Here is a 26,379-nt window from a genome sequence, read left to right on the forward strand (position 1 = left end):
TGCTTTCATGTAGCCTTTAAATATAATATTATATTTAAAGGGAATTTAGTATACAAAAAACTTAATTAAACTTATCTCTAAATCGATTTGATAATTTCTGTTCTGTTTTATGATTGTCAATCGAAACTACATTTTCAGATGAATTATTTATAAGACTGATTTTTTTGAATTCTTGAAAAAAGTTAGTCGGATTAGTAAATAATTCTTCCATAGCTTTTATAGCTGTTTCTTTTGTTTTATTGGTCGATTCCATCAATATGTAATGGAATAACTCGAATAAAAGTAATTGAAACTGATCTTGCTTTTTTTGTAATTTGTTATATTCGTGTTTTTGGATAGAGAGCTGTTTTTTATAGTCTTCATTTTTTTGTTTTAGCTCGTTTTCTTTTTTTTGTCCGTTAATAAGTAGTTTTTCTAAGGGGAGTAAACTATTAATTAAATCCTCTTTATTGGTATGTTTTTTGTCAATTAAATCTACTATGTTTGGAATTGCTTTCTTTGTATCATTTGAACTAGAGAGTCGATGAGTAAATAAAGTATTTGCTTCATCTACCAATTCTCTTCCTAAGCGACCTTGTTTTCTCCAAAAGGATTCTGAAGTAGTTGTACCTAAACGACCTTGTTCGACTAAATAATTAGAAAAACAATGGATGTCGGAATATTTAATCTGACCTGATACGTTTTTTTCCGTTTTATACAAATAGATTATTTCTTTCACTTGAGTCTCTGTTAATTTTACTTTACGCCCCACTTTATTCATCAAAAATACCCCCTTTTGAATTTAGAGTTTGTAGCGTTGTTAAATTACTTATCTCAGCTTGAATTTGTTTTGAGGTAGTTTTTAGCCGTCCTAATATATTAGGATTTATTCTTGTCAATTCGTCTTTTAAAATATTCGAATGTAAATTTTTTACAAAAGCAAAGAGTTCATGAATATGCTTTCTTTTTTTTAACAATATTTCTTTAATTAGTTCCTCTTTTTCCAGAAGCTCTTTTGTGTTAATTCTCCAATGAGAACAAAGCATACATTCTTCAGACTCGCATTTTTGTAAGGCGTCTGTACAATAACCTACTTTTAATTTTCCTTGAAAAGAAGAGGTAGGAGGAGCGAATGCTTTTAGTTGAATTTCTTTAGGGATAAAAGAATCATTTATAGTATCTGAAGGCTGTCCTTTATGTTGATTTTCTTGCAAGTATTTAAACTTGGAGAATAATTTGAATACTTCACTATCAATCCAATATTCTATATGAGATGAATAGTGGTATTGTGCATTAATTGTTTGATGTCCACCGAGTCTTGCGATTTCAACTGGAGAAATTCCTTGCATCATGAGAGAAACGAAAGCAAGGTGTCTAGTATCATTAGGGCTGAGATGATATTCTTTAGGAATATCACAATTATACGTTTTATTAAGTATATCTTTGTAAAATTTTGTAATTAATCTTTGCAGATTCTCACGATTAAAATCAGTACTAACCCTTTTCTGTCGTTTTCTTCGATTAGATGAATCTGTCCATATTAAAGAAGGATACGAAACTAGGGTATTAGAATAACCATATGATTGAGTATCGTTAATATAATTATTTATGAGATCATATATATCTTTTGATATAGCGACAGTATCAAGTATTTGGATGTTGCGTTTATTGTTTGATTGTATCTTTCTTCTTGGAAGATGTATGTAGTACTCATTATTTTTGACTGATAAACAATTTCTTTTTATGGCAGCAAATTCTACGCTTCTTATAGGTATAACATTGGTAAGCTTCCACCAGATTAAAAGGGGGTAATACAAAATCTTTTCTTTTTGTACTGTTATATCTAAACTGCCTTTTGCTTCTAGCTGTTTAATTGTTTCAAAATGTCTTTCTAGGTAATAAGAAAATTTCAGTATTTCCTTTGAGGGAGGAAGTTGCCTAACACTGTGAATAAAATTAAGTTTAGAGTTTACTTCATGAAGTTTAGGGATGAAAATCTCTCCAACCTCAAGGTCACTATAGTCAAAAAAATTTAACATTGAAGTTATTAAGTAGATTTTAGTGTTGTTTTCAATGTTTGGTTTATGTAACCATTCTATGAATTGATTAACAGTTTCTTTTTGGAAGCCATGGGTTTCTTTAAATGCTAGTAAGAAGTGATAATATTGGTTTACTACGGTTGCGATCTTGAATTTATTTAATAACTCTGAAATCCAACACTTAACTATGAGTTTAAACTCATTTGGTAAATCAGTACTAAACATATGTGTGTTTAACTCGTTGAAGTCAATTTTATGTGTTCTGCCTTTAGAGTTAGGATTTGCCAATAACCATAAATCATCATCGAATTCACCAGATATCAATAAATCTAATTTCTTTAATTGCTTTAACGTGCTTTTGGATTCTTCAATGGTGGTCAGTAGAGAAAATGATGATTCTGATAGAGCTTCTATTATCTCTTCATTTATTTCTAGTTTAATAATATTCATATATCCTCCTATAATTCGTACTGTGTTGTAGGGACATAGGTGAGATATTCTTCGATGTCTTTTTCGAGTTCTAGATTATCTAATAAAGCCAATAACTCAAAATAGCCTTCTTGTTTTTTTTCGAAAAACTGAAATACTTCTTCTTTTCCAAATGAAGCACAAGCATCGTGTAATATATCCATCTCCATGTATAAAAGATTAGCTAACTTTATCCGCTCAGTATTATAGGGAGTGTTTTCAAATTGTTCTTTAAATCTTTTTAAATGGGAACTAATACTTTCTGTAATTGCGGAAAGTGCATAAAAATTAGGGATGGCATATACACATTGTTTGCAGCTCTTTGCTGGGTAGATACAGCCTGTTTCTGATACTAAGCATTGGATATGTTCCTCTCGGCTAGGAAGTACATTAGAATTTAGTTTGAATAAATAATCTATGACAGCTTCCTTTCCCATGTTTAAAATCATGTCACCAATTAATTTTTTTTCTGATAGAACACTATTAATAAATTCAGATGTAGCTTCTATCTGGTAAATATCCTTAAATTTTTTATTTAATACAGTAATTTCATGTGTTCTCTGTTCGCGATTATTTGATTCTCCTAAAAGTACTTCGGCAAAAAGGTTAGTAATATATCCAAAGTGTTTTCTTTGAAACAGCTGACGAGATAAGTAATCTAATTCTTTTTCTGGGATGTGTATATAAATATTAGTAGTTTCAAAGTCTGCATGTGCACGTAGTCTTTGAGCGACTTCAAGTGCAGCTCCTCCATGTCCTTTTTGAAGAAGTAAAATATACATAAATGATAATAAGGTTCTATTCATTTTCCTATTTTCAAAAATAAACTGTGAATCACTAAAATTTTTAAAGAAAGCTTTTTGAGCCGTCTCAGTAAAGTATTGATGTTTATTTCCGAAATCAATAATATGATTACGTATTGGAAAACACTCATTTGCTACAAGTTGACATATAATTACTGCCGTTGCTAAAGAAATTGTAAGATCTCTTGAGCAAAAAAAACGGTTAGTCACTTGTGTTTTTGAGACGGTTAAATCTTTTGTAATAAGTTGGTTGATAACCTTTTGAGCATCTTCGATGCTCAATTCTTGATCTTTGAATTGTTCTAGAGATGTTATATGAATTAGTTTTAAATCAACACTGGGGATTTCACATACATCTTTGTGTCGCCAAGCATTGTTTAAGTGAATTAGTATATATAACCATGAAGAGGCGTAATGTTTACTTAATGTGTTGTGCTTCCTTTGGTATTTATAGTCATGGATTTTATTAATAGCGTCATTGATCGCCTTAGTTTTGTGTAATGTTATGTTATTTGTATAATGGAATAAAAGTTGGTATTGTTCATATTCATAAATATCTTTATCTTTCTTTGTTGATTTTGTGGCATATGGATTTTTTATCATTTTTAAGTTGAACGTTGGTAAGCTGTTAACTTTTAATTCATGATAATAGCTATTTATAAATGCATATAAAACAAACTGATGTGTAATAGGGATTTGCTCATTAAATAATAAAAGGTTAATTTCTTTAGAAGATTTGAGATAGAGTTCTTGATTTCCTAGCGAATTAATGAGGTGCTTTGTACACTTTACTAGTTGAGATACATTTGCTTCAACTGTTAGTTTGTGTGCCTTAGATAGTTTCAATTTATTGATACAATAGCTCATCCACTGATTCTTTGTATACCAACAATTTGTAGGGAATGTGAGCTCATATATATCTAGTTGAGTTAAGAAGGAATCAGTTGGTTTACTATAGTTTAATTGAGCGATTTGTTGCTTAATTGTATCTTCTTTAATAAAGGCGTCTACTTCGGATTTTAAATAAACAAAGCTACGACGATTTTTGCTATTTAAAGCTACTTTAATTAAATAAGATGTTTTATACCTAGTGAAATACTTATCAACATGCTGAGAATAGCCTTTATTTCGAAGGTATTGTGGAGTGCAATATTTTATTTTTGCTTCTTCTTGAAGTAGCTTTAATTGGTTAATATCTGTTTTTAGATATATTGTGGTGTCTTTATAATAAAGGAAATCTAGATTTTCTTCCTTTCGAATTTGTTGGAGTTCTGTATCATTCGCATTTAAAATGTCTTTGACTTCTTTTAATGTATAATAGCTATTAATCTTAAAGGGCGCTCTGGGTTCGGTGCTGCTAAGTGAAAGCTGGGGAGTATGAACGAATAGGTGTTCAATATCTTGTTTGAAATAATAGGATAATGTGTAGTGAAATGTTAATTTTTTTATATTGTTTTTTCCAATCCAATGGTTAAGGTCTCTGTGAGTTATTTGATACTCCTGTATTACGTCATTGTTTGAAATATATTTTTCAAAGAATAGATCCAACCCGGTACGTTCAATAAATATAAACTCCCTCTCAATTGGTATTTCGAATTTTTTGTATTTAATTCCTATAGATTTACATATATGAAGAAGATTTGGGATGAAATTAACTTGTAGCTGAGAAATTTTAAATTGTTTTATACCAAATAATCTAGTAACTTTGGTGAGTTTATAATAATGTTGTTGTAGTTCACCTACTAATTTAGCGTACTTTATGAAGGATTTCTCTTCAACGAAGAACTTATTATCGGTATCAAAGAAGTACTTAAAATGCCCCAATTGCGCTATCTTGATTAAGGTCTCTACTTTTTTTGCTACATGACTATACTTAACATCCTTTACTAGCCTAGCCCCAATCAACCATGTAGATTCATTTGAGTTGGTATTGTATTTTACAGTAGCTTGTTTGAGTGTGTTGAAATCACTGATTGAAATGAATGGGTTTTTAATAGTTATCTTTACCTCGTTTATATCTGTTTTTCTTAAAATCATATGATAATCGTGTAGTGATAGATTAAGTTGTTTTAATATATCATCTCTGTGTATAAATTCTTTTAAAAAACGTAGCATGTCAATTTTTTTTATATACTCTTTGTTTCTAAATACTTTAAAATCAATTAACAATTGCTCTTTATTTTTAATAAGTCCTTCTTTATAGTGGGTAATTTTCGCATTTTTTTTTACGTGAAATACTTGTTCAATAAATGAACGAATGGATAAGTAGTTTTCGTGTATTTCACTTTCAATTTTTATATATTCTTTTATCTCTAATATTGATACGAAAGAGGTATTGTTCTCGTTCTTTATAGTAATAAACCCTTCTTTTTCAAGTTGTTGTAATTTGAATCGACTCATGTTCAAGCATTTAAATTCAGGATCAATTGCTACTGAGTTAATAGGAACCAAATCTTTTTTCACGTTTGAGCACACCATCTTTCCAGATTTTTTTAACAAGATTATCTTCAATAAATCCAATACGTTCAATAGGGATGTTTTTAATTTCGTCCATTGCTTCTTTTATAGATTCTATTGTTAGTTTTTCATCTACATAGTCCATTGCGGAGTGGATACTTCTATCACCACGCCCGATAGCAATTTGAGTAATGCTTAATCCCATATCCATCAAAAAATTTGTGAAAATACCTCTTCCTATATGTGTCCCCCAGTAAGAGTCGCTAAATAGCCTGTAATCATCATATCGTTCGGCTGTTAATAAAGATTTAAGAAAATGCTTTTTTATCTTTTTGAATCTTTTTTCGTATACTTTTCCAGACATGGCGTTCCCATCTTTATTAATGAAGAAAGCAAAAGGATTTTTTATTTCCTTTTGTTTTATTTCGAGCATCTTTCTATGTTCTTCATACACTTCCCATACCAGATCATTATCTAATATGCTTTGTCTAGTTAAATGGGTTTTAAGGTAATTTAATCGTTTTGGATACTCATTTTTTGTATCTTTTAAGTGTGAGAATAATTTATTTCGGTTATCCTGAATTTGTACAGATAGACTTTCTCTTGTAGAAGCAAAGATATCTCCTCTAGTGATGTTTACAACTTCTCCTTTTCGTAGGCCGCCATAGAACTGTAAGCAAACACCAAAGGCAATGTCAGGCGCTACTTTTCGTGCTACTTGAATAAAGTGCGCAGTAAGAGAGTATCTGTTTACACCGAAATCTTTTAACTTTGCAGTTCTTTTCTTCATGGTATCTTTTGAAGGGAATCTAGTTTGGAGGCTCGCATGTCTAAATAACGATTCAATTATAGGATTACCATTAGCATTCGTTCTTGATTTTACTTCAAAGTGTTGGTCAATTAAATCTAGTTCTTGTAAATATAGATAAAACTTAGTTAATATCCCTTCGTGCTGTAGTACTGTAGCACGTTTAAGTCCACATAATGTTAAGTGTGAAATATATTTACTTCCATGACTAAGGGTGAGGCCCCTAATCCCATCACTTTGAAGTGATGGGAAAATGTCGTTCTGCTCTTTTATCTCATTGTATATAAAATTCAGAAAACGACAAACGATATAGGCTGGTATTGTTTGTGAGTTTAATGATTTTCCCATGTATGCATATTTAATTCTTATAAAATCTGTTAGTGGATGAGGTATTGTAATGCCCGTTTGTTTATCCTGGATTCCAATAGCAATAATTCTATTTGTAACAATTATGTCTCGTATCGTTTCCTTTATAGGTATTTCTTTGACGACAAATCGGTAATTTGTTAAATTGCTGTTCATCTGAATACCCCCTTAAAAATATATTACATTAATTGAACCGGTTATAAAATACTACGTAGTAAACTATTTTGCCCTTGGGGATAAATGGATGGTCGAAATGGTTTTACCTATAAACCCTTGGTAAATAGGGAGTTATATAATAAAGGTAGGGATAAAATTTATTTTGGCCAAAACTGTACCTATATGTCTTCATAACCATCCCTCAGGAGATCCGGCGCCGAGCCGTGAAGATATTGAAGTTACAAAACGATTAGTAGAATGTGGCCAGATTATCGGAATTGAAGTACTTGATCATATCATAATAGGTGACCATAAATTCGTGAGTTTAAAGGAAAAAGGTCATATTTAAGACTATTCTTTTTACTTATTTTGTTTTATAATGTGATTTATGAGTTTTTTGTAGAAAATTATCTACAAAAAGGATGCAGATATAAAAAAACGTACTGTTTTTATAAATATAAAGTAAGAAAAATGAGTCCGTGAAAATAAGAAGGGAAGATAAATGATATGTTTGGATTTGGTGGATTTACTCGCGATCTTGGAATAGACTTAGGAACGGCGAACACGCTTGTATATGTGAAAGGGAAAGGTGTAGTTTTACGTGAACCTTCAGTAGTAGCATTACAAACTGATACGAAACAAATCGTTGCGGTAGGTAGCGATGCAAAACAAATGATTGGTCGTACACCAGGAAACGTAGTGGCACTTCGCCCTATGAAAGATGGTGTAATTGCTGATTACGAAACAACAGCAATAATGATGAAATACTACATTCAACAAGCTCAAAAATCAAATGGATTCTTCTCACGTAAACCATATGTAATGGTATGTGTACCATCTGGTATTACAGCTGTAGAAAGACGTGCAGTAATCGATGCGACTCGTCAAGCTGGTGCTCGTGATGCTTATCCAATCGAAGAGCCATTTGCAGCAGCAATTGGTGCAAACTTACCTGTTTGGGAGCCGACTGGTAGTATGGTTGTTGATATCGGTGGTGGTACAACAGAAGTTGCAATTATTTCTTTAGGTGGTATCGTAACAAGTCAATCAGTTCGTGTTGCTGGTGATGATATGGACGATTCAATCATTCAGTACATTAAGAAAAGCTACAACTTAATGATTGGTGAAAGAACAGCAGAAGCACTAAAATTAGAAATCGGTTCTGCAGGCGAGCCAGAAGGTATTGAGCCTATGGAAATTCGCGGTCGTGATTTAGTAAGTGGTTTACCTAAAACAGTACTAATTCAACCAGAAGAAATTGCAGATGCATTAAAAGATACAGTAGATGCAATTGTAGAATCAGTTAAAAATACGTTAGAAAAAACTCCACCTGAATTAGCAGCGGATATTATGGACCGCGGTATCGTATTAACGGGTGGCGGGGCATTACTACGTAACTTAGATAAAGTTATTAGTGAAGAAACAAATATGCCAGTTCTTGTTGCAGAGGATCCATTAGATTGCGTAGCAATTGGAACGGGTAAAGCATTAGACAATATCGACCTTTTCAAAACTGCTGCTCGATAATATTGCAAAATAAAAATCAATGAAATTAAGAGGGTGTGAACGTGCCACAGTTTTTCTTAAACAAAAGATTAATTGTTTTGTTAGTTAGTATTATTCTTCTCGTGGCATTGATTGGAATCTCATTGAAAGAACGGAACAGTTTATCATGGCCAGAGCAGTTTATAAAAGATACTGTCGGTGTTGTAGAACGTGTATTCCAAAAGCCAGCGAATTATGTTGCCGGATTCTTCGAGAACGTAGAAGATGTAAAGCGCACGTATGAAGAGAATAAAAAGCTGAAAGCAAAATTAGATTCTACCGCAGATTTATCTGCAGTAGTGAAAAATTTAGACGATGAGAATAAAAAACTACGAGAATTAACTGGTAAAGAAAAGTCCCGTGGTGATTATACGGAAGTACAAGCTAGTGTCGTTTCTCGTAATCCCGATAAATGGTACGATTTAGTTGGAATTGATAAAGGAGCACAGCAGGGAATCAAAAAAGATATGGCTGTTGTAACTCCGAAAGGTTTAGTTGGACGCGTAAAAAGTGTATCTCAGTTTACATCTTCAGTAGAGTTGTTAAGTTCGATGAGCCGAACAAACCGTGTTTCTGCTATTGTACAAGGACAAGAAAATATCTTTGGATTAATTGAAGGTTACGATAAAGAAAAACAACTACTTCTTTTCACAAAGATTAGCTCTGATGCAAAAGTAGAAAAAGATCAACTAGTTGTAACATCTGGACTTGGTGATATCTTCCCAAAAGGTCTTGCGATTGGGAAAATTGTTGATGTTCAGCCAGATCCATACGGTTTAACAAAAACAGCTTATGTAAAACCATCCGCTGATTTGAATGATGTAGAGCATATTATAGTTGCAAAACGTGATATGCCTACAGCGCCGTTAGAATAGGAGGGAGAGAAGAGATGATGACGATTTTAAAAAGAGCAGCTCTTCCTCTTTTGCTCCTTTTTGTTTTTTTATTTGAAAATATGTTCTCTACTGTTGTTCCAACAGACGTCTTTTGGAAAGGCAGTATAGCAGCACCGCATTTCTTTATAATTGTGTTATGTTTTATTACAGTGTACTATAGTCCGGTTCAAGGGATTTACTACGGACTATTATTTGGTTTCTTATTTGATACCGTATACACGGAACTTGTCGGTATATATATATTTGCTTATCCGATTTTAGCTTATTTAGTTTATAGTGTGATGAAAGTATTACAATTGAATTTATTTATTGTCGCTTCTATCGTACTGGCTGGCATTGCAGCATTAGAGTATTATGTGTATGGGTTTTTAACTTTGTTAGGACGTACTCACATGTCAGCATCTGTCTTTTTCACAGATCGTCTCCTTGCTACTTTATTGCTAAATGGAATTTTCTTATTAATAGTTTGTTTCCCACTGAGACGATATTTAGTGCGTCTTTCAAAAGCGATAGAAGAAAAAGAAAAAAGGATTTTCTAATTTTATGTCGAATTGAATCGGTGGGGTGAACTTTAGTGGAAGAAAAAAAGCAACAAAATGTAACGATAAAAGGGACAAAAGATGGAATAACACTTCATTTAGATGATTGCTGTTCATTCTCTGAGCTATTAAAAGAATTGGATGAAAAGCTTTCTACACATTACTATGAGAGTGACGGACGTTCTTTAATTGAAGTGCGTGTTAAAGTAGGAAATCGCTATTTAACAGAAGTACAACAAGAAGAGATTCGTACGTTAATTCGCAATAAGAAAAACCTTGTTGTAGAATCAATCGAAAGTGATGTTATAACAAAAGCAGAAGCAATAGCTTGGAAAGAAGAAACAGAAATTGTCCCTATTTCCAAAATTGTTCGCTCTGGACAAGTGTTACATGTAAAAGGCAATTTATTATTAATTGGAGATGTTAATCCAGGCGGAACGGTTATCGCTGGGGGGAATATTTTTGTCTTGGGATCATTAAGAGGAATTGCACATGCGGGGTATGATGGAGATTCAGAAGCTGTTATTGCTGCATCTATTATGAACCCTATGCAACTCCGAATTAGTGATGTGACAATGCGGGCTCCGGAAGAGAAAGAAGACGGAGCAGAGGCGGCAGAATGTGCGTACATTAATGAGAATAATCACATTGTTGTCGATCGCCTGCAACTTCTCACTCATCTTAGACCTAATTTAACAAAGTTAGAAAGGGGAATTGTATAGCTGTGGGAGAGGCAATAGTAATTACATCTGGAAAAGGCGGAGTAGGTAAAACTACAACGTCTGCGAACATTGGTACAGCCCTTGCGTTATCTGGAAAAAAAGTGTGTTTAATTGATACAGATATCGGTTTACGCAATTTAGACGTAGTAATGGGGCTAGAAAATCGTATTGTATTTGATCTTGTTGATGTCGTTGAAGGGCGTTGTCGTTTACCTCAGGCTCTTATTAAAGATAAGCGTTTTGATGATCTTTATTTATTACCTGCAGCACAAACGAGCGATAAATCGGCGGTAACACCTGAACAAATGGATGAATTAATACAAGTATTACGTCAAGATTATGATTACATATTAATTGATTGTCCTGCGGGGATTGAGCAGGGGTTTAAAAATGCAGTAGCAGGTGCGGATAAAGCAATCGTTGTAACAACACCAGAAGTATCCTCAATGCGTGATGCGGATCGTATTATCGGGCTTTTAGAGAAAGAGGATATTGAACCACCGAAACTTGTCATTAACCGTGTGCGTAGTCATATGCTTCATGAACAGGATATGTTAGACGTTGATGAAATCGTACGTACACTGTCAATCGAGCTTCTTGGAGTTGTCGAGGATGATGATGAAGTTATTCGTGCTACGAATACAGGTGAACCTGTAGCGCTGCAACCTAGTGGGAAAGCAGCAATAGCTTATCGTAATATTGCAAGACGCTTGTTAGGTGAGAATGTACCATTACAAGCATTTGAACAAGAAAAAGTATCGGTATTTACAAAGATGAAAAATTTCTTTGGAATCCGTTAAAAGCACTTCGCATAAATGCGGAGTGCTTTCTTTTTTCTTCGCATGAATATCTTCCTTCTATAACTCATACATATGTACAAACTGTATATAACTGTTTCTATTTGAATAAGGCTAACGAAAGAAAGGAGACAGTATGAAGAATAGACGTGTGGAAGAAATTAAAAAGCGGATTGCGAAAAGGAAAGCAGAGCAAGAATTGCTAGAAGAAGAGCGGTATTTTGCGGGAGGAGATTTTGATAGCGAAACGGTCTTTATTGAAGAGGGGGAGAAGGAAATTCATCCTCTATTTCGAAAAGAAGTTTTTCTCTTCAAAGTTTTGCTATCAGCAATATTAGTTCTTTCGGTTGCTATTTTATTTAAGAACGCACCTTCTTCTTTTGATGGTACTAGAGCTGTTACAGAAAAAGTTATGCAAGAAGAATTTCAATTTGCTACTATATCGAAATGGTATGAAAATCAGTTTGGAAAACCTCTCGTGTTTTTTTCTCCAAATGAGAAAAAAGAAGAGGCTATTCAGCAAAAGGATTATGCGATTCCTGCCTCTGGAAAGGTGATGCAAGGATTTCAAAAAAACGGCCAGGGTGTATTTGTTCAAACGGCTACAAATGCAACGGTGGAGTCAGTAAATGAAGGTATAGTTGTTTTTGCGGGCAAGAAAGAGGAACTTGGAAATACAGTTCAAATTCAGCACGCTGATGGCACGGAGTCATGGTATGCAAATTTAAATGATATGTCAGTAAAATTATATGATTACGTTTCAAAGAAACAAAAAATTGGGATAGTGAGTAATGATGAAAATAATAAAAATGGCAAATTTTATTTTGCAATAAAAAAGAATGAAAAATTTATTGATCCAATTCAGGTGATTTCATTTGATTAAATATAGGGATGTTTTCACGAAAATTTCTGTGCATCCGTTGTTTTGGGTTATTATTGTCATTGGTATTTTTACAGCACGTTTTAAAGAGTTACTATTACTATTTTGTATCGTTTTAGTTCATGAACTTGGGCATGCATTCGCCGCAGCGTATTATAATTGGCGTATTAAACAAATTCAGCTTTTGCCGTTTGGTGGCGTAGTTGAGATGGAAGAACATGGGAACAAATCGTTAAAAGAAGAATTAATTGTCGTTATGGCGGGGCCAATTCAGCATATATGGATGATTGCGGTCGCTTACATTTTGTATAAAGCAGGCTGGGTAACTGACGATTTGTACCATTTCTTTGTATGGAATAATGTCATTATTTTAGGGTTTAATTTATTGCCTATTTGGCCACTTGATGGTGGAAAAGTATTATTTAATGTATTATCATATCGTTTTCCCTATTTACAAGCACATGAAAAGATGATGAAATTGTCATGTGTTTTTTTTAGTGTAATATTAGGATGGCAGTTACTTTGGAATAGTAATAACATTATGATGTGGGTATTACTCGTTTTTCTAGCGATTTCTTTATATCAAGAATGGAAACAAAGACGGTACGCATTTATGCGTTTTTTATTAGAGCGTTATTATGGGAATAAAAGAGATATTGAAAAAATAGCACCTATTGAGGTGAAAACGGAAGATCATTTATATACGATTTTCACAAAATTTCGCAGAGGATATAAACACTCTATTATCGTCCATGGAAAATATAAAGAGCATTACACATTGGACGAAAATGAATTGTTGTATGCGTATTTTGCTGAAAAACGAACAACTTCATCTGTTGAAGAATTAATTGGTTAGTGTTGACGACGACACTAACCTTTTACCGCGCATTAACGGGCAGTAAAACTCCCACCTCAAAATGTGGCTGGAGCAAAGAAGTTAGGTGGGAGATTAACTGCCCGTAAACGCCCGATTGGTTCAACTAATAATCAGTGGGGGATGAACAAAACCCCCACTGATTAAAGTTTCACTTTATATTGTAAGGAAAAGAAATGAAAAGTGAGGAAAGAATTTTGAAGACGTTATATATTAACTACACTGGTTCGGAAAAGCGTGTTGCGATAGAAGAGAAACAAAAAATTGTAGAGCTTTTATGGAAACGGAATGAAGAGCAGGAGATTGTCGGACATATTTATGTTGGGCGTATCGTAAGAACAATTGCTGGAATGAACGCAGCCTTTGTAAATATCGGATTAGAAAAACATGCATATCTTTCATTTGATGATGTACCATCTTCATATCGCATACATGAAGGACAGGCGATACTTGTACAAGTTGTGAAAGAGGCAATTGATACGAAGGGGCCAAAATTAACGGCGAAGATAGAATTTACCGGAAAATATGTCGTTTACATGCCCTATGATGACATGCGCGCTGTTTCTCGAAAAATAAAAAATAATAAAAGAAGACAACAGTTACTGGGAATTGAAGTAGAAGGAACAGGTGGATACATTTTCCGTTCTGCTTCTGAAAAAGGAACAATCGATGAAATACAAGCTGAAATGCAAAGGTTGCAGCAGTTATATGAAGAGTTAAAAAGAAAAGAAGATCAAGGGAAGGCGCCCTTACTACTTCATCAACCAGCGACGTTTTTAGATCGTGTATTTCAGGAGAACCCAATTGAAACAATTGAAAAAATAGTTGTAGATACGAGAAGTATAGTAAAAGAATTAGAAGAAAAAGTAGGGAAAGAAAGAGTATCCTTTTATAATGAAAAATCTTCGATGTTTAACCATTTTGGAATAGATCGTGAAATCGAGAAAGCACTTCAAAAAATTGTGTGGCTACCAAATGGTGCCTATCTAATTGTAGAACAAATGGAGACGATGACTGTAATTGATGTGAATACAGGTAAATTTACTGGAAAACAAAATTTACAAGATACCGTATTTCGCACAAATGAAATGGCTGCTGAAGAGATTGCTCGCCAATTAAGACTTCGTGATATTGGCGGGATGATATTAATTGATTTTATTAATATGAAAAGACGGGAAGATAAAGAGAAGGTAAGAGAGCGTTTAATGATAGCTTTACAAGATGATCGCACATATACAAGAGTGCTTGGGTTTACAGAGTTAGGTATTTTAGAGATGACGCGTAAGCGCAAGAAACATTCGTTACGTGACGTATTATTAGAAGAGTGTGCGCCTTGTAAAGCGACAGGTTACGTTATATCTAATGAAACAATTGCGTATGAGCTAGAGAGAGAGCTTATTACTTATGGTAATATAGAGGATGAAGCTGTATTGATTGGTGCTTCAAAAAAAGTACAAAAACATTTTTCACAAAAAGAATTACAAAAAAATATTCCATTTGAAATTTATTTCAAAGATGATATTATCGAAAAGTACGCTATTATCCGTTTTGGAAGTAAGAAAGAAATTGTAGAACGGAAAAAATAGTTAGCAGAACATTCATTGACAACAGTCAATGAGTCATGGTAATATTTTTATGTTATAGTTTATAGCACCTAAACTGCTATATGCTACAACCGCACAAGACAGGTTCCCTAAAGACATTTTATGTCTACCTCGTTTTTGGCGAGTCTTAGTAATTAAGAGGAGGTGCAAGTATGTACGCAATTATCGAAACAGGTGGAAAACAAATTAAAGTTGAAGCTGGTCAAGCAATCTACATTGAAAAATTAGATGTTGAAGCTGGTGAAACTGTTACTTTTGACAAAGTTCTTTTCGTTGGTGGCGAAAACGTGAAAGTTGGTAGCCCAGTTGTAGAGGGTGCAACAGTTACTGCGAAAGTTGAAAAACAAGGTCGCGCTAAGAAAATCATCGTTTTCAAATACAAAGCGAAAAAGAACAATCGTAAGAAACAAGGTCATCGTCAACCTTACACTAAGCTAGTAGTTGAAGCTATCAACGCTTAATTCTGGTTAAGATGATTAAGATTACGATAAGTCGCACGAAACTAGGAAGTATCCGATCATTTAAAATGACTGGACATGCCAATTATGCGCCACATGGACAAGATCTTGTCTGTGCTGGAACTACAGCGGTTGTGTTTGGTTCTATAAATGCAGTGGAAGAACTTTGTAATGTGCAGGCAACTATTGAACTCGGAAGTGATGGCGGATTCTTGACGTATGAATTGCCTAATGATTTAGATGTTCATACAGCAGAAAAAGCACAAATACTTTTAGAAGGATTGGTTGTTTCACTTAAGACGATTGAACTTGATTACGGAAAGTATATCCGTTTAATAGAAAAAGTGCAGGAGGTGTAACGTATGTTAAGATTAGATCTTCAGTTTTTCGCATCTAAGAAAGGTGTAGGTAGTACAAAGAACGGTCGTGACTCTCAGTCAAAACGTCTTGGTGCTAAACGCGCAGATGGTCAAACGGTTTCAGGTGGTTCAATTCTTTACCGTCAACGCGGTACAAAAATTTATCCAGGTGTTAACGTTGGTCGTGGTGGCGATGACACTTTATACGCGAAAGTTGACGGCGTAGTACGCTTTGAGCGTCTTGGTCGTGACCGCAAACAAGTGAGCGTATATCCTGTTGCTCAAGAAGCATAAGAACTCACGGAAAACTCTAACCTGAGTGCAGGTTAGAGTTTTTCTATATTAAGGGGTATCTAAATGAATGAAAAATGGACAATTATAGATGCGTTGAGCCACTCGAGACATGATTGGCTCAATCGTTTGCAGATGGTTAAAGGAAATCTTTCCCTTGGAAAAGTGGAAGAGATTCATAGGCTCATCGATCGTTTTGTCCAAGAAGCGAGACAAGAATCCAATCTGATGGGGCTATCAATGCCTTTATTTTCAGAGTGGATTTTAACATATAATTGGAAACAGCAGCCGTGCTTATTGGAGTACGAAGTATTAGGGAAATTACATAACTTATCTCATCTAGATGAGACTGTATGTACATGGACGAATCAGTTTTTCTTAATGCTTCAGCATAGTTTAGACGTATATGTTGAAAATTATGTTTGTATCACAATTGAAAGTGACGCGGAGAATGCTCGTTTCTTTTTTGATTTTCGTGGAAAGCTAACGAATGTAGAAGAACTACAAACGTGGCTTGCGAACGAAAATGATAAATGGTATTCCATTTCTTATACAGTACGAGACGAAGAAGTCTCAGTTATATTACAACTAATCGAAAAAAGTGTGGTGAAATAATGTTTGTAGATCAGGTCAAGATATATGTAAAAGGCGGCGACGGTGGTAACGGAATGGTTGCGTATCGTCGTGAGAAGTATGTACCTAAAGGTGGCCCAGCAGGTGGCGACGGTGGTAAAGGTGCAGATGTTGTTTTTGTTGTTGAGGAAGGCTTACGTACATTAATGGACTTCCGCTACCAACGTCATTTCAAAGCTGATCGCGGTCAGCACGGAATGAGTAAAGGTCAGCACGGTCGTAAATCTGAAGATTTAATCGTAAAGGTTCCACCAGGAACAATAGTGAAAGATGAAAAAACAGGTGAAATTCTTGCCGATTTAGTAACGCATGAACAAACAGCTGTAATCGCAAGAGGTGGCCGTGGTGGCCGTGGTAATTCACGTTTCGCAACAGCGACGAACCCAGCGCCAGAAATCGCTGAGAACGGGGAACCAGGTCAAGAACGTGATGTCACGCTAGAACTTAAAGTGCTAGCAGATGTTGGACTTGTTGGATTCCCAAGTGTAGGTAAATCTACATTATTATCTGTTGTATCATCAGCGCGTCCGAAAATTGCAGAATATCACTTTACAACAATCGTTCCGAATCTTGGTGTTGTTGAAACTGGTGATAACCGCAGCTTCGTTATGGCTGACCTTCCTGGACTAATTGAAGGCGCACACTCCGGCGTTGGACTTGGACACCAATTCTTACGTCATATCGAACGTACACGTGTAATTGTGCACGTTATCGATATGTCTGGTTTAGAAGGACGTGAGCCATATGAAGATTATGTCACAATCAATAATGAACTAAAAGAATACAATATGCGTTTAACTGAGCGTCCACAAGTTGTTGTTGCAAACAAAATGGATATGCCAGATGCAGAAGAAAACTTACAAGCATTTAAAGAGAAATTGGGAGACGAAGTGAAAATTTTCCCAATCTCAGCTGTAACGAAACAAGGTGTTCGTGACTTACTATTTGAAGTAGCGAACTTATTAGAAACAACACCAGAATTCCCAATGTACGATGATGTAGAAGAATCTGAAGCAAGTGTAATGTACAAATTTGAATCTGAATCTAATTTTGAAATTACACGCGAAAGTGATGGCACATTTGTTATTTCTGGTTATGACATTGAGAAAACATTCAAGATGACAGACTTCTCACGTGATGAATCTGTACGCCGATTTGCTCGTCAAATGCGTGGAATGGGTATTGATGAAGCCCTTCGTGCACGTGGTGCAACAGACGGAGATATTGTAAAAATTCTTGAATATCAATTTGAATTTATCGATTAAGACTGCCGAAATATGGCGGTCTTTTTTTTTCGTTATTTGAGTCCAGTAAAAACCCAATTCATATAGGTGAACCATAAGTCGATATAGGAAAAAATCCCCATTGATTAAAGTTTCAATTTATAATAGAAAAAGGAGTGATTTTAGAAGAATATTTTATGGGGAGAAAAGGAATATGTATAAAATATTAATTGTAGAAGATGATGAAAAAATTGCAGAGATATTAGAGGAGCATTTAGAAAGGTATGGATATCAATCTTTCAGAGTGAGCGATTTACGGCATATAAAAGATGAGTTTGTAAAAGTAAGTCCTCATCTTGTGTTACTTGATATTAATTTACCATACTTTGATGGCTTCTACTGGTGCCGCCAAATCCGCACTGTATCGAATGCGCCGATTATTTTTGTTTCTGCAAGAACAGGGGAAATGGATCAAGTAATGGCGATTGAAAATGGCGGAGATGATTACATTACGAAGCCATTCCATTTAGATATCGTAATGGCAAAGGTGAAAAGTGCACTCCGCCGCGGGTATGGTGAGTATGCTTTGGCCGCAGAAAGTGACTGCTTAGGTGTTAATGGATTGTTATTATTCCCATCACAGCACACAGTAGAGTGGAAAGGTCAACAAACGGAACTTACAAAAAATGAGTTTTATTTATTAGAATGTTTAATGAAACAAGCAAATCAATACGTGACACGTGAAGAGCTGTTAGAGGCTTTATGGGATGAAGTAGCTTTTGTTGATGATAATACATTAACCGTGAATGTAAAGCGTGTAAGGAAGAAACTTGAGGAGTTAGGCATTAAAAATGCAATTGTAACGAAACGCGGATATGGTTATGCACTTCTTACAGAGTGGGGCGAAGGGCATGAAGGTTAAAAATTACCTCATGGACCGTTTTTCTTTACTTCTTTCTTATATTATTAGCCTTTGTTTATTTGGGCTCGTTTTGCAGTTGCAAAGTCTTTTAGAAAAAAGATCCATTGATTGGAGTACGTGGTTATATGGGCTTTTATTAGGGACAGTTGTATTTACTGTATACCTCATTTACGATTATCGAAAACGAAGTGTATTTTTAAAAAGAATCGAAAAATATGTTGCTAGCGGAAATACATTACACGACTCTTTACTTATTGATACTTCTTATACGTCAGAGCAAGAAATGGTTGTTGAAGCGTTTACGCTATTAAGGCAGCAATATATGAATGAAGTTCATAAGCAGCATGCAAAAGAGCAACAGCAAATGATTTTTATGAACCAGTGGATCCATCAAATGAAAACACCAGTATCCGTTATTGAATTATTGTTACAGAAATATGGTAAGGAGCATCGTGAAGCAAGGGGAACGATTGAAAGTATTCGTGAAGAAAATAACCGTATTTTAAATGGGTTAGATTTAGCGTTACATATGGCAAGGTTAGATCAATTTTCGAAAGATTATAAAGTAGAAGTAGTAAATGTGATAGATATCATCAGGGGTATTATTAATGAAAATCGAAAATCTTTCATTCAATCGTCGGTATTTCCGAAAGTAATGTTTGATGAAGATACTTGTATGGTTGCATCTGATAGAAAATGGCTAAGTATTGCTATAGGGCAAATTGTTGTAAATGCAATTAAGTATACGAAAATTTCAGAAGCAGAGAAAAAGGAAATTCAATTTCAAATTGAAGAGAAAGACCAAAAGGTGTTACTACATATTAAGGACAATGGAATTGGTATTCCAGAGCAAGATGTAAAGCGTATATTTGACCCATTCTTTACGGGAATAAATGGCCGTAAAACGAGAGAAGCAACTGGAATGGGCTTATATATTACGAAGGAAATTTGTGATAATTTACATCACGGTATGTATGTGCAATCGGGTGAAGGGGAAGGAACAACATTCACGTTCCAATTTGCAAAAGATGAAGAATATCATACATTAATGAGAAAAATGACAAAACTGTAAGATAACAAAACGTTTTGTAAGGGAAATCACTCGTTTCTTTTTCTTATTTTTCTTATAGTAAATGTAAGAAGAAAACACATAGGGGGATTAGAAATGAGTGTTCTTGAAGTAAAAGGATTAACAAAAGTGTACCAATCAAAAGGTTCAGTAGCGACGACTGCTTTAAACGATATAAATTTTAAAATAGAAGAAGGCGAATTTGTAGGAATTATGGGGCCTTCAGGGAGCGGGAAAACAACGCTTTTAAATTTATTAGCAACAATTGATAAGCAAACTTCAGGTCATGTGCTTGTAAATGGTGAAGAAATTAATCAAATGCGTGCTGCAAAATTAGCGGAGTTTCGCCGTACACATCTAGGATTCATTTTCCAAGATTTCAACTTACTTGATACATTATCGATTAAAGAAAATATTATTTTGCCGCTTGTAATGGCGAAGAAATCTGTAAAAGAAATTGATGCGAAAGTACTTGAAATTGCGAGGTTTTTAAACATCGAAGAAATTTTAAATAAAAAAGTATACGAAGTATCAGGTGGACAACAACAACGTGCAGCAGCTGCAAGGGCGATTATTCATGAACCAACATTAATTTTAGCGGATGAGCCAACAGGAAACTTAGATTCTAAGTCAGCGAAATCATTAATGGGAGCACTTCAAGATTTGCATGAGCAAAAGAAAGTAACGATTGCAATGGTAACACATGATCCAGTAGCCGCTAGTTATTGCGAACGTATCCTTTTCATACGTGATGGAGAGATTTTTTCAGAAATACATAAAGGAAGAACGAAGCAAGCCTTTTTCCAAGAAATTTTAGACGTACTTGCGATGCTAGGAGGAGAATATCATGAACTTTCGCCAGCTCGCGCTTAATAACGTAAAAGGAAATTGGCATAATTATAAAGCGTTTCTTATTAGTAGTTGTTTATCGATTGTCGTATTTTTCATGTATGCTTCCTTCATTTATCATCCAGATGTCGTAAGCGGTAATATTAGTATGAAGACGATGATTACAAAAGGATTAGAATCGATGAATTATATTGTGGTCATCTTCTCAGCACTCTTTATTTTATATGCGAATTCAACATTTTTACGAGCAAGAAAAAAAGAATTCGGTTTATTAACATTAATAGGCGGAACGAAGTCTCAACTTGGCCGAATGATTATATTAGAGCAATTGATGTTAGGGAGCATTGCCATTGTAGTAGGTATTGGGATTGGAATGCTTTGTTCAAAACTATTTTTCCAAGCATTAAGCGTATTATTGAAAATAGATAAAACACTTCCGCTTGTGTGGAATAGTAAAGCAGTTTTGATTACAGCTGGCATATACTTTATCCTCTTTATAATCCTATCATTGTTTAGCGTTTGGACAGTAGGACGCTTGCAAATTATTGACTTATTAAGAGAGGCAAGAAAGCAAAAAGTAGAGCCTTTTGCATTTACATCGTTATGTGTAGTTGGTATAGGCTGTATTATTGCTGCATATGTTCTTTGTTTCCAAGTAACAATTATGAATTTTATGATGTATTTCTTACCGATTGTAGGACTGACAATTGGCGGAACATATTTACTATTTACACAAGGTAGTACAGTCATATTAAAAGCGTTGCAAAAAAGAAAACAATCATTTTATACATATCCAAACATGTTAGTCCTTAGCAATCTTATTTATAAAATGAAAGATAATGCTCGTTTTCTATTTGTAATTTCTATCATTACGGCGGTTGTATCTTCAGCAGTTGGTACACTGTACGTATATTTTGAAAATATGAGTGCGAAAACGATAGATATTACGCCTCATGCTATTTCATATGAGGAAAAGGGACTAAATACACATAACATTATTAATGAAGATACAGTACAAGAAATTATAAAAAAACATGGATTTGAAGATGCACGAGAATTAACTTTTGTAAAACTACCTGCAACGCAGAAGGTAACGTTTTTTAACAGTGAGCATGAAGTACCAACTGCAATTATTTCAGAGAAAGTATATAATGCGGAAGTGAGTAAACAAAAAAGGGAAGAAATTAGAGAAGTTCATAATGCACCAGGTAGTGCGACGATGATCATGAGTGATATGACAAATGATATGGTGAAGATAGATCGTACGAAGCCATATGAAGTTACAATGAATGGCCAAAAACAGTTTGTTCAGCTAAATGAACCAACTTCATATTCGGTGTTTAATGATGACGATTATCTCATTGTGAATGATCAAGATTTTGAGAAATATGCAAAGCTCGTACCAGATGAAGAAAAGACGAAATATTACGGCTATTATATTGAAGATTGGAAAAGTACAGAAGAACTTGTGCTAGATTTGAAAAAGGGAATTGCACCAGAAAAACAAGGAGAATTGAAAAGCTCAGTGCTTGCTTATAAAAATATAAGAGAAGCAGGAGCAATTACAATGTTCATCGGCTTCTTCGTAGCAGTACTGTTCTTCTTCTTTGCTTGTAGCATGACATACTTTAAATGGTTTAATGATAAAGAACAAGATCGTATTCAATTTAAGTCATTAAAAAGAATTGGTATGACAGATAAAGAAATTCGTAAAATTGCAATTCGTCAGATGGGTGTTATCTTCTTTATCCCAATTTTAATCGGTACAATTCATAGTGGGTTTGCTCTTCATACGTTAGGGAAAATGCTTTATATCGATTTATGGAAATCAGGTGCGATTGTAATAGGGGCTTATATTTTAGCTTCTGCCATTTACTTTATGATCGCGCAAAGAGGATATTTAAAACACGTGAAAAGCTAGGGAAACCTCTAGCTTTTTGCCTATGTAGTAAGGTACAGGAGGACGATAGATGAACATTCGGCAACTAGCGCTACAAAATATAAAGGGAAATTGGCGTAATTATAAAGTGTTTTTCTTAAGTAGTTGTTTTGCAATATTTGCTTCTTATGCATACATGTCTGTCATTGTACATCCGTATATGCAAGAGACGATGTGGTATCAAAATGTACGCTGGGGACTTATCATATGTAACGTTATAATTATTTCTTTTTTCGTCATATTTATTTTGTACTCTACTTCTATTTTCATAGAAGCACGTAAGAAAGAATTAGGGTTATATATGTTAATGGGAGCGACGAAGTCTAACGTAATAGGAGTGATTATGACCGAGCAAATATTGATCGGAATTTTCGCTAATATTTTCGGTATTGGGCTGGGCATGATTTCTTTAAAACTCTTTTTTATGGTATTTAGTATGTTACTTCATCTTCCGAAAGAACTCCCTGTCATATTTGACATGAGAGCGATTGGTGTAACGTTTGTTACATATATGCTTGTCTTTGTTCTGTTATCTTTTATAAGTGCTTTACGTATATGGAATATAAAAATCATACGGTTATTAAAAGAATTTCGAACAGATAAACGAGAGAGGAAAACATCAAAGTGGCTTTGTTTATTCGGTTTTGCTTGTTTAGGGACGGGATATGCGTTAGCGCTACAAGTGACGATGACAACGATAGCATTATACTTTTTTCCGGTTGTTATACTCATTTCTTTTGGGACGTATTTCTCATTTACACATGGCGCTACACAAATATTAGAAGTGATAAAAAGAAATAAAAGGATTATGTATACATATCCGTATTTATTTATAGTGAATCAATTGTCACATCGAATGAAGGAAAATAGTCGCTTTTTCTTTCTATTGTCTATGGCAACAACGTTTGTCGTTACGGCGACAGGTACGGTGTTCTTATATTTTTCTAGCATGCAAGATATGTGGCGTGGCGGAGGAGTACACTCATTTTCATACATAGAAAAAGGCACTTCTGCTCATGAAGTTTTCGAGAAAGACAAGGTTGAAAACTTATTACATCAATATGGATATGATGATTTTCAATCTATGAGTTTTGTTGGAGTGTATGCATCCTTTCAGTCCAATAAGGGAGAAACAGAGGTAGCACCGCTTATAAAGGAAAGTGAATACAATCAAGAGGCAAGAAAACAAAAACAGAAAATGTATTATCCTAAAAAAGGAACAGTTACACTTGTCTATTATAATAAACGCAATTATCCAAATGTATATAATCAAAAAGAGATTCAATTGCAAGTAATGAATCAAGCGTATCCATTCGCATTTAACGGTCAGAAAGAAGGGGTACAATTTAACTATCACCCTTCATACATTAATGGTCTGTTTTTTGTCATGAATGATGAAGATTTTAACAGTATAGCAAATACAATTCCGGATTCTGAAAAAATGATATATAGAGGGTATACATTACCAAATATCGAAAATACGAAGGAATTAAACGAAGCTTTACGGAAACATATGAAACATGATACAAATGATGCGTTTCGAAGTAATATGGAATTATATGTGAATATGAAAGAAGGTGGTGATATTACTCTATTTATAGGCTCATTCATTAGCATATTATTCTTCCTTACGTCATGTAGCATCGTATATTTTAAATGGTTTCATAATATTGCATCCGATCGAAAGCAGTACGGGGCGCTCTCTAAACTTGGAATGACGAAGGAAGAAGTGTGGAAGATTTCTCGTTGGCAATTGTGTATGCTATTTTTTGCGCCAATTATAGTAGGGAGTATGCATAGTGCAGTTGCGTTATATACGTTTCATAATACTCTTTTTATGGACGGATCATTAAGAAAAGTGGGATTGTTTATTCTGTTTTACATTGCTGCATGTATCATCTATTTCTTCTTCGCTCAAAGAGAATACAAGAAACATTTAGACTAGCGAATGCTAGTCTTTTTTTAATATTCGAAATTCTCATAGAAGAATATTAAAAAGTATGGTATAACAGTAAGAAAACGAAAAAGAGGGAAAAGACGATGATTCGAGTAGGATATTTAGGACCAGAAGCGACATTTACAAATATGGCGGTGAGTCGTTTTTTTCCGGAAGCAGAGCATGTACCGTATCGAACGATTCCGGATTGTATTGATGCAGCTGCAAATGAAAATGTAGATTATGCGGTCGTACCGTTAGAGAATGCCATAGAAGGTTCAGTTAATATAACGGTTGATTATCTCGTACATGAGCAGCCACTTTCCATTGTAGGAGAAATTACAGTGCCAATTCAGCAGCATTTACTCGTACACCCGCAGTACGAAGAAGTGTGGAAAGAAGTATACGCTGTACATTCTCATCCGCATGCCATTGCACAGTGCCATAAATTTTTAAATGAGGAATTAAAAGGGGTAACCGTTCGCGATATGACATCAACAAGCGCTGCTGCGCAATATGTGAAAGAACATCCTGAAGAAAAAATTGCAGCTATTGCAAATGAAGCAGCGGCAGAAAAATACGGATTAACAATTGTAAGGCGTGATATTCATACGCATAAAAACAATCATACACGTTTCCTTGTTCTCCATAAGAAAAAGAAAGCAGTACTCCCAAATAACGGAGAAAACCGAGGAGAGAAAACGACGCTTATGATAACGTTACCTGCTGATTACGCAGGGGCACTATATCAAGTGTTATCAGCTTTCGCATGGAGAAAATTAAACTTATCAAAAATCGAATCTCGCCCGATGAAAACAGGTCTTGGAAATTACTTTTTCTTAATCGACGTAGATAAAGCATATGATGACGTATTATTGCCAGGCGTAATGATGGAACTTGAAGCACTCGGGTTTTCTGTTACTGTGCTGGGGAGTTATTCTTCTTATTGGTTGTAAGGGGAGTGTTTGTCTTATTTTGTAGTTAAGTCGATATAATTTCGGTCACTAGTATACCGTATGATAGATAAATAGAGTCCCACCTATAAAAGGTGGGATTTATTATTTTAACTTCGCAAGACGATCCTCTAACTGACCACGCCAAATCTCGGCTAGTTCTGGAACAGCAAGAACCTTCTCAATGCCATCTTTATCTTTCCTATTATGAAAATAAATTTCGTTAGAGAACAAAACAGATACATTGTTTGATGGACGCTCTAATAATGTAATTTTAGAATCTTGACGTACAGTACCTTCTTGAAGAACGCGGCATAAATAACCAGTATATCCAGTTGCTACAATGCGTGGCAAAATGCCAGGAATACCAAGGCGTTTTGAAATTGTACTACAAGGTACTCTCGCTTGTGTTACTTGAATGATTGCTTCACCTAGTTGATATGTATCTCCGATGCAAACATCACGCTCTAACATATTTGTTACCGTAATGTTTTCGCCAAATGTGGAAGCTGGAAGCGTAGTTTGAAATTCTTCTTCCCATAGTGCGTAATGCTCGTGTGGGTACACACAAACTGCGCGGTCAGGTCCCCCGTGATGTTTTAAATCTGCTACATCATCACCACGGAATCCGTCTTTTGAGAGGAAGGCCTCTTCTGTAGGATCTTTACATATACCTGTTATCATTTCTTTATCTTCGCCATATTTCATTTGTTTCGGTTTACCGGTGCTAAAGTGAACGAGTTCAATTCCCATATTTGACCCCCTTTACAATTGATTACAATATTATATCACTAAAAAAGCACAGAGAATGATA

General features: G+C 34.7%; 24 protein-coding genes, 1 pseudogene and 1 other annotated feature. Of the genes and pseudogenes, 20 read left to right on the forward strand and 5 right to left on the reverse strand.

Translation table 11 applies throughout. The annotated features are described in order from the left end of the window. Positions 1-61: 61 nt before the first annotated feature. From ABH959_RS15255 to ABH959_RS15270, 4 genes are read right to left on the reverse strand one after another with little or no spacing between them, the layout of a single operon-like run. Entirely contained in the window at positions 62-760 is a 699-nt protein-coding gene (locus ABH959_RS15255) for a hypothetical protein (protein WP_404492797.1), read from the reverse strand. Further along, on the reverse strand, positions 753-2,468 hold the full coding sequence (locus ABH959_RS15260; protein WP_404492798.1) for a site-specific integrase: 1,716 nt from the start codon (positions 2,466-2,468) through the stop codon (positions 753-755). Before ABH959_RS15260 ends, ABH959_RS15255 begins: the two co-directional genes overlap by 8 nt. An 8-nt stretch (positions 2,469-2,476) precedes the next feature. Then, complete coding sequence (locus tag ABH959_RS15265) at positions 2,477-5,752, reverse strand: hypothetical protein (protein WP_404492799.1); 3,276 nt, start codon at positions 5,750-5,752, stop codon at positions 2,477-2,479. Continuing rightward, positions 5,727-7,076, reverse strand: a complete 1,350-nt coding sequence (locus tag ABH959_RS15270; protein WP_404492800.1) for a site-specific integrase — start codon at positions 7,074-7,076, stop codon at positions 5,727-5,729. The genes ABH959_RS15265 and ABH959_RS15270 overlap by 26 nt, the downstream gene beginning before the upstream one ends. 181 nt (positions 7,077-7,257) lie before the next feature. Here ABH959_RS15270 and ABH959_RS15275 point away from each other — a divergent pair. The 20 genes and pseudogenes from ABH959_RS15275 to pheA form a co-directional block, all read left to right on the forward strand. After that, a pseudogene (locus tag ABH959_RS15275) lies at positions 7,258-7,425 on the forward strand (JAB domain-containing protein); the annotation flags it as partial. A 158-nt stretch (positions 7,426-7,583) separates the two neighbouring features. Further along, a complete protein-coding gene (gene mreB / locus ABH959_RS15280) occupies positions 7,584-8,603 on the forward strand; it encodes a cell shape-determining protein MreB (protein WP_002015369.1) in 1,020 nt (339 codons plus the stop codon). 41 nt (positions 8,604-8,644) lie between these two features. Beyond that, on the forward strand, positions 8,645-9,496 hold the full coding sequence (gene mreC / locus ABH959_RS15285; protein ID WP_002138478.1) for a rod shape-determining protein MreC: 852 nt from the start codon (positions 8,645-8,647) through the stop codon (positions 9,494-9,496). Between the two features lie 14 nt (positions 9,497-9,510). Then, on the forward strand, positions 9,511-10,056 hold the full coding sequence (gene mreD, locus ABH959_RS15290; RefSeq protein ID WP_002015371.1) for a rod shape-determining protein MreD: 546 nt from the start codon (positions 9,511-9,513) through the stop codon (positions 10,054-10,056). Between the two features lie 35 nt (positions 10,057-10,091). Continuing rightward, entirely contained in the window at positions 10,092-10,778 is a 687-nt protein-coding gene (gene minC, locus ABH959_RS15295) for a septum site-determining protein MinC (RefSeq protein WP_002015372.1), read from the forward strand. Positions 10,779-10,780: 2 nt separating this feature from the next. Beyond that, a complete protein-coding gene (minD, locus tag ABH959_RS15300) occupies positions 10,781-11,578 on the forward strand; it encodes a septum site-determining protein MinD (protein WP_000503308.1) in 798 nt (265 codons plus the stop codon). 133 nt (positions 11,579-11,711) lie between these two features. Next, the gene (locus tag ABH959_RS15305; protein ID WP_002143261.1) at positions 11,712-12,458 is read left to right on the forward strand and encodes a M23 family metallopeptidase; all 747 of its coding nucleotides are present in this window, start codon (positions 11,712-11,714) and stop codon (positions 12,456-12,458) included. After that, positions 12,451-13,311: a M50 family metallopeptidase gene (locus ABH959_RS15310; protein ID WP_002088816.1), complete on the forward strand. Its 861-nt coding sequence runs from the start codon at positions 12,451-12,453 to the stop codon at positions 13,309-13,311. The genes ABH959_RS15305 and ABH959_RS15310 overlap by 8 nt, the downstream gene beginning before the upstream one ends. A gap of 194 nt (positions 13,312-13,505) precedes the next feature. Further along, on the forward strand, positions 13,506-14,915 hold the full coding sequence (locus ABH959_RS15315) for an Rne/Rng family ribonuclease (RefSeq protein ID WP_404492801.1): 1,410 nt from the start codon (positions 13,506-13,508) through the stop codon (positions 14,913-14,915). A 77-nt stretch (positions 14,916-14,992) separates the two neighbouring features. Next, positions 14,993-15,071, forward strand: a sequence feature (ribosomal protein L21 leader region). Positions 15,072-15,085: 14 nt separating this feature from the next. Next, on the forward strand, positions 15,086-15,394 hold the full coding sequence (rplU, locus tag ABH959_RS15320) for a 50S ribosomal protein L21 (RefSeq protein ID WP_000270907.1): 309 nt from the start codon (positions 15,086-15,088) through the stop codon (positions 15,392-15,394). An 11-nt stretch (positions 15,395-15,405) separates the two neighbouring features. Beyond that, the gene (locus tag ABH959_RS15325; protein ID WP_002138477.1) at positions 15,406-15,750 is read left to right on the forward strand and encodes a ribosomal-processing cysteine protease Prp; all 345 of its coding nucleotides are present in this window, start codon (positions 15,406-15,408) and stop codon (positions 15,748-15,750) included. Between the two features lie 3 nt (positions 15,751-15,753). Beyond that, entirely contained in the window at positions 15,754-16,044 is a 291-nt protein-coding gene (rpmA, locus tag ABH959_RS15330; protein ID WP_000944957.1) for a 50S ribosomal protein L27, read from the forward strand. A gap of 63 nt (positions 16,045-16,107) precedes the next feature. After that, positions 16,108-16,656, forward strand: coding sequence for a sporulation initiation phosphotransferase B (locus ABH959_RS15335; RefSeq protein ID WP_242307572.1), 549 nt, complete (start codon positions 16,108-16,110; stop codon positions 16,654-16,656). After that, positions 16,656-17,939 carry a GTPase ObgE gene (obgE, locus tag ABH959_RS15340; RefSeq protein WP_002015378.1) on the forward strand — a complete coding sequence of 428 codons (1,284 nt, stop codon included), beginning with the start codon at positions 16,656-16,658 and terminating at the stop codon, positions 17,937-17,939. Before ABH959_RS15335 ends, obgE begins: the two co-directional genes overlap by 1 nt. Positions 17,940-18,111: 172 nt before the next feature. Further along, complete coding sequence (locus ABH959_RS15345; protein ID WP_002034150.1) at positions 18,112-18,819, forward strand: response regulator transcription factor; 708 nt, start codon at positions 18,112-18,114, stop codon at positions 18,817-18,819. Then, positions 18,809-19,891 (forward strand): HAMP domain-containing histidine kinase, encoded by a 1,083-nt coding sequence (locus tag ABH959_RS15350; RefSeq protein WP_404492802.1) that lies wholly within the window; start codon positions 18,809-18,811, stop codon positions 19,889-19,891. Before ABH959_RS15345 ends, ABH959_RS15350 begins: the two co-directional genes overlap by 11 nt. A gap of 93 nt (positions 19,892-19,984) precedes the next feature. Beyond that, positions 19,985-20,761 (forward strand): ABC transporter ATP-binding protein, encoded by a 777-nt coding sequence (locus ABH959_RS15355; RefSeq protein WP_002015381.1) that lies wholly within the window; start codon positions 19,985-19,987, stop codon positions 20,759-20,761. Beyond that, complete coding sequence (locus ABH959_RS15360) at positions 20,736-22,658, forward strand: FtsX-like permease family protein (RefSeq protein ID WP_404492803.1); 1,923 nt, start codon at positions 20,736-20,738, stop codon at positions 22,656-22,658. The genes ABH959_RS15355 and ABH959_RS15360 overlap by 26 nt, the downstream gene beginning before the upstream one ends. Positions 22,659-22,707: 49 nt before the next feature. Further along, positions 22,708-24,621 (forward strand): ABC transporter permease, encoded by a 1,914-nt coding sequence (locus ABH959_RS15365; RefSeq protein WP_113935646.1) that lies wholly within the window; start codon positions 22,708-22,710, stop codon positions 24,619-24,621. Positions 24,622-24,716: 95 nt separating this feature from the next. Then, the gene (gene pheA / locus ABH959_RS15370) at positions 24,717-25,568 is read left to right on the forward strand and encodes a prephenate dehydratase (protein WP_002015384.1); all 852 of its coding nucleotides are present in this window, start codon (positions 24,717-24,719) and stop codon (positions 25,566-25,568) included. Positions 25,569-25,670: 102 nt separating this feature from the next. Here the strand turns inward: pheA and ABH959_RS15375 are convergent, their stop codons facing one another. Continuing rightward, positions 25,671-26,318, reverse strand: coding sequence for an MOSC domain-containing protein (locus ABH959_RS15375; RefSeq protein WP_002088802.1), 648 nt, complete (start codon positions 26,316-26,318; stop codon positions 25,671-25,673). Positions 26,319-26,379: the final 61 nt, after the last annotated feature.

Origin of the sequence: Bacillus sp. RC51, from assembly GCF_044908115.1 — a bacterium.
GTDB classification, from domain to species: Bacteria; Bacillota; Bacilli; order Bacillales; family Bacillaceae_G; genus Bacillus_A; species Bacillus_A mycoides.

Coding starts and splice junctions, on each gene's coding strand:
- ABH959_RS15360 (WP_404492803.1), top strand. CDS start 20,736: ATGAACTTTCGCCAGCTCGCGCTTAATAACGTAAAAGGAAATTGGCAT.
- ABH959_RS15335 (WP_242307572.1), top strand. CDS start 16,108: ATGAATGAAAAATGGACAATTATAGATGCGTTGAGCCACTCGAGACAT.
- mreB (WP_002015369.1), top strand. CDS start 7,584: ATGTTTGGATTTGGTGGATTTACTCGCGATCTTGGAATAGACTTAGGA.
- ABH959_RS15255 (WP_404492797.1), bottom strand. CDS start 760: ATGAATAAAGTGGGGCGTAAAGTAAAATTAACAGAGACTCAAGTGAAA.
- ABH959_RS15355 (WP_002015381.1), top strand. CDS start 19,985: ATGAGTGTTCTTGAAGTAAAAGGATTAACAAAAGTGTACCAATCAAAA.
- rplU (WP_000270907.1), top strand. CDS start 15,086: ATGTACGCAATTATCGAAACAGGTGGAAAACAAATTAAAGTTGAAGCT.
- rpmA (WP_000944957.1), top strand. CDS start 15,754: ATGTTAAGATTAGATCTTCAGTTTTTCGCATCTAAGAAAGGTGTAGGT.
- ABH959_RS15375 (WP_002088802.1), bottom strand. CDS start 26,318: ATGGGAATTGAACTCGTTCACTTTAGCACCGGTAAACCGAAACAAATG.
- ABH959_RS15350 (WP_404492802.1), top strand. CDS start 18,809: ATGAAGGTTAAAAATTACCTCATGGACCGTTTTTCTTTACTTCTTTCT.
- ABH959_RS15345 (WP_002034150.1), top strand. CDS start 18,112: ATGTATAAAATATTAATTGTAGAAGATGATGAAAAAATTGCAGAGATA.
- ABH959_RS15315 (WP_404492801.1), top strand. CDS start 13,506: ATGAAAAGTGAGGAAAGAATTTTGAAGACGTTATATATTAACTACACT.
- ABH959_RS15260 (WP_404492798.1), bottom strand. CDS start 2,468: ATGAATATTATTAAACTAGAAATAAATGAAGAGATAATAGAAGCTCTA.
- obgE (WP_002015378.1), top strand. CDS start 16,656: ATGTTTGTAGATCAGGTCAAGATATATGTAAAAGGCGGCGACGGTGGT.
- ABH959_RS15270 (WP_404492800.1), bottom strand. CDS start 7,076: ATGAACAGCAATTTAACAAATTACCGATTTGTCGTCAAAGAAATACCT.
- ABH959_RS15365 (WP_113935646.1), top strand. CDS start 22,708: ATGAACATTCGGCAACTAGCGCTACAAAATATAAAGGGAAATTGGCGT.
- ABH959_RS15305 (WP_002143261.1), top strand. CDS start 11,712: ATGAAGAATAGACGTGTGGAAGAAATTAAAAAGCGGATTGCGAAAAGG.
- ABH959_RS15325 (WP_002138477.1), top strand. CDS start 15,406: ATGATTAAGATTACGATAAGTCGCACGAAACTAGGAAGTATCCGATCA.
- pheA (WP_002015384.1), top strand. CDS start 24,717: ATGATTCGAGTAGGATATTTAGGACCAGAAGCGACATTTACAAATATG.
- mreD (WP_002015371.1), top strand. CDS start 9,511: ATGATGACGATTTTAAAAAGAGCAGCTCTTCCTCTTTTGCTCCTTTTT.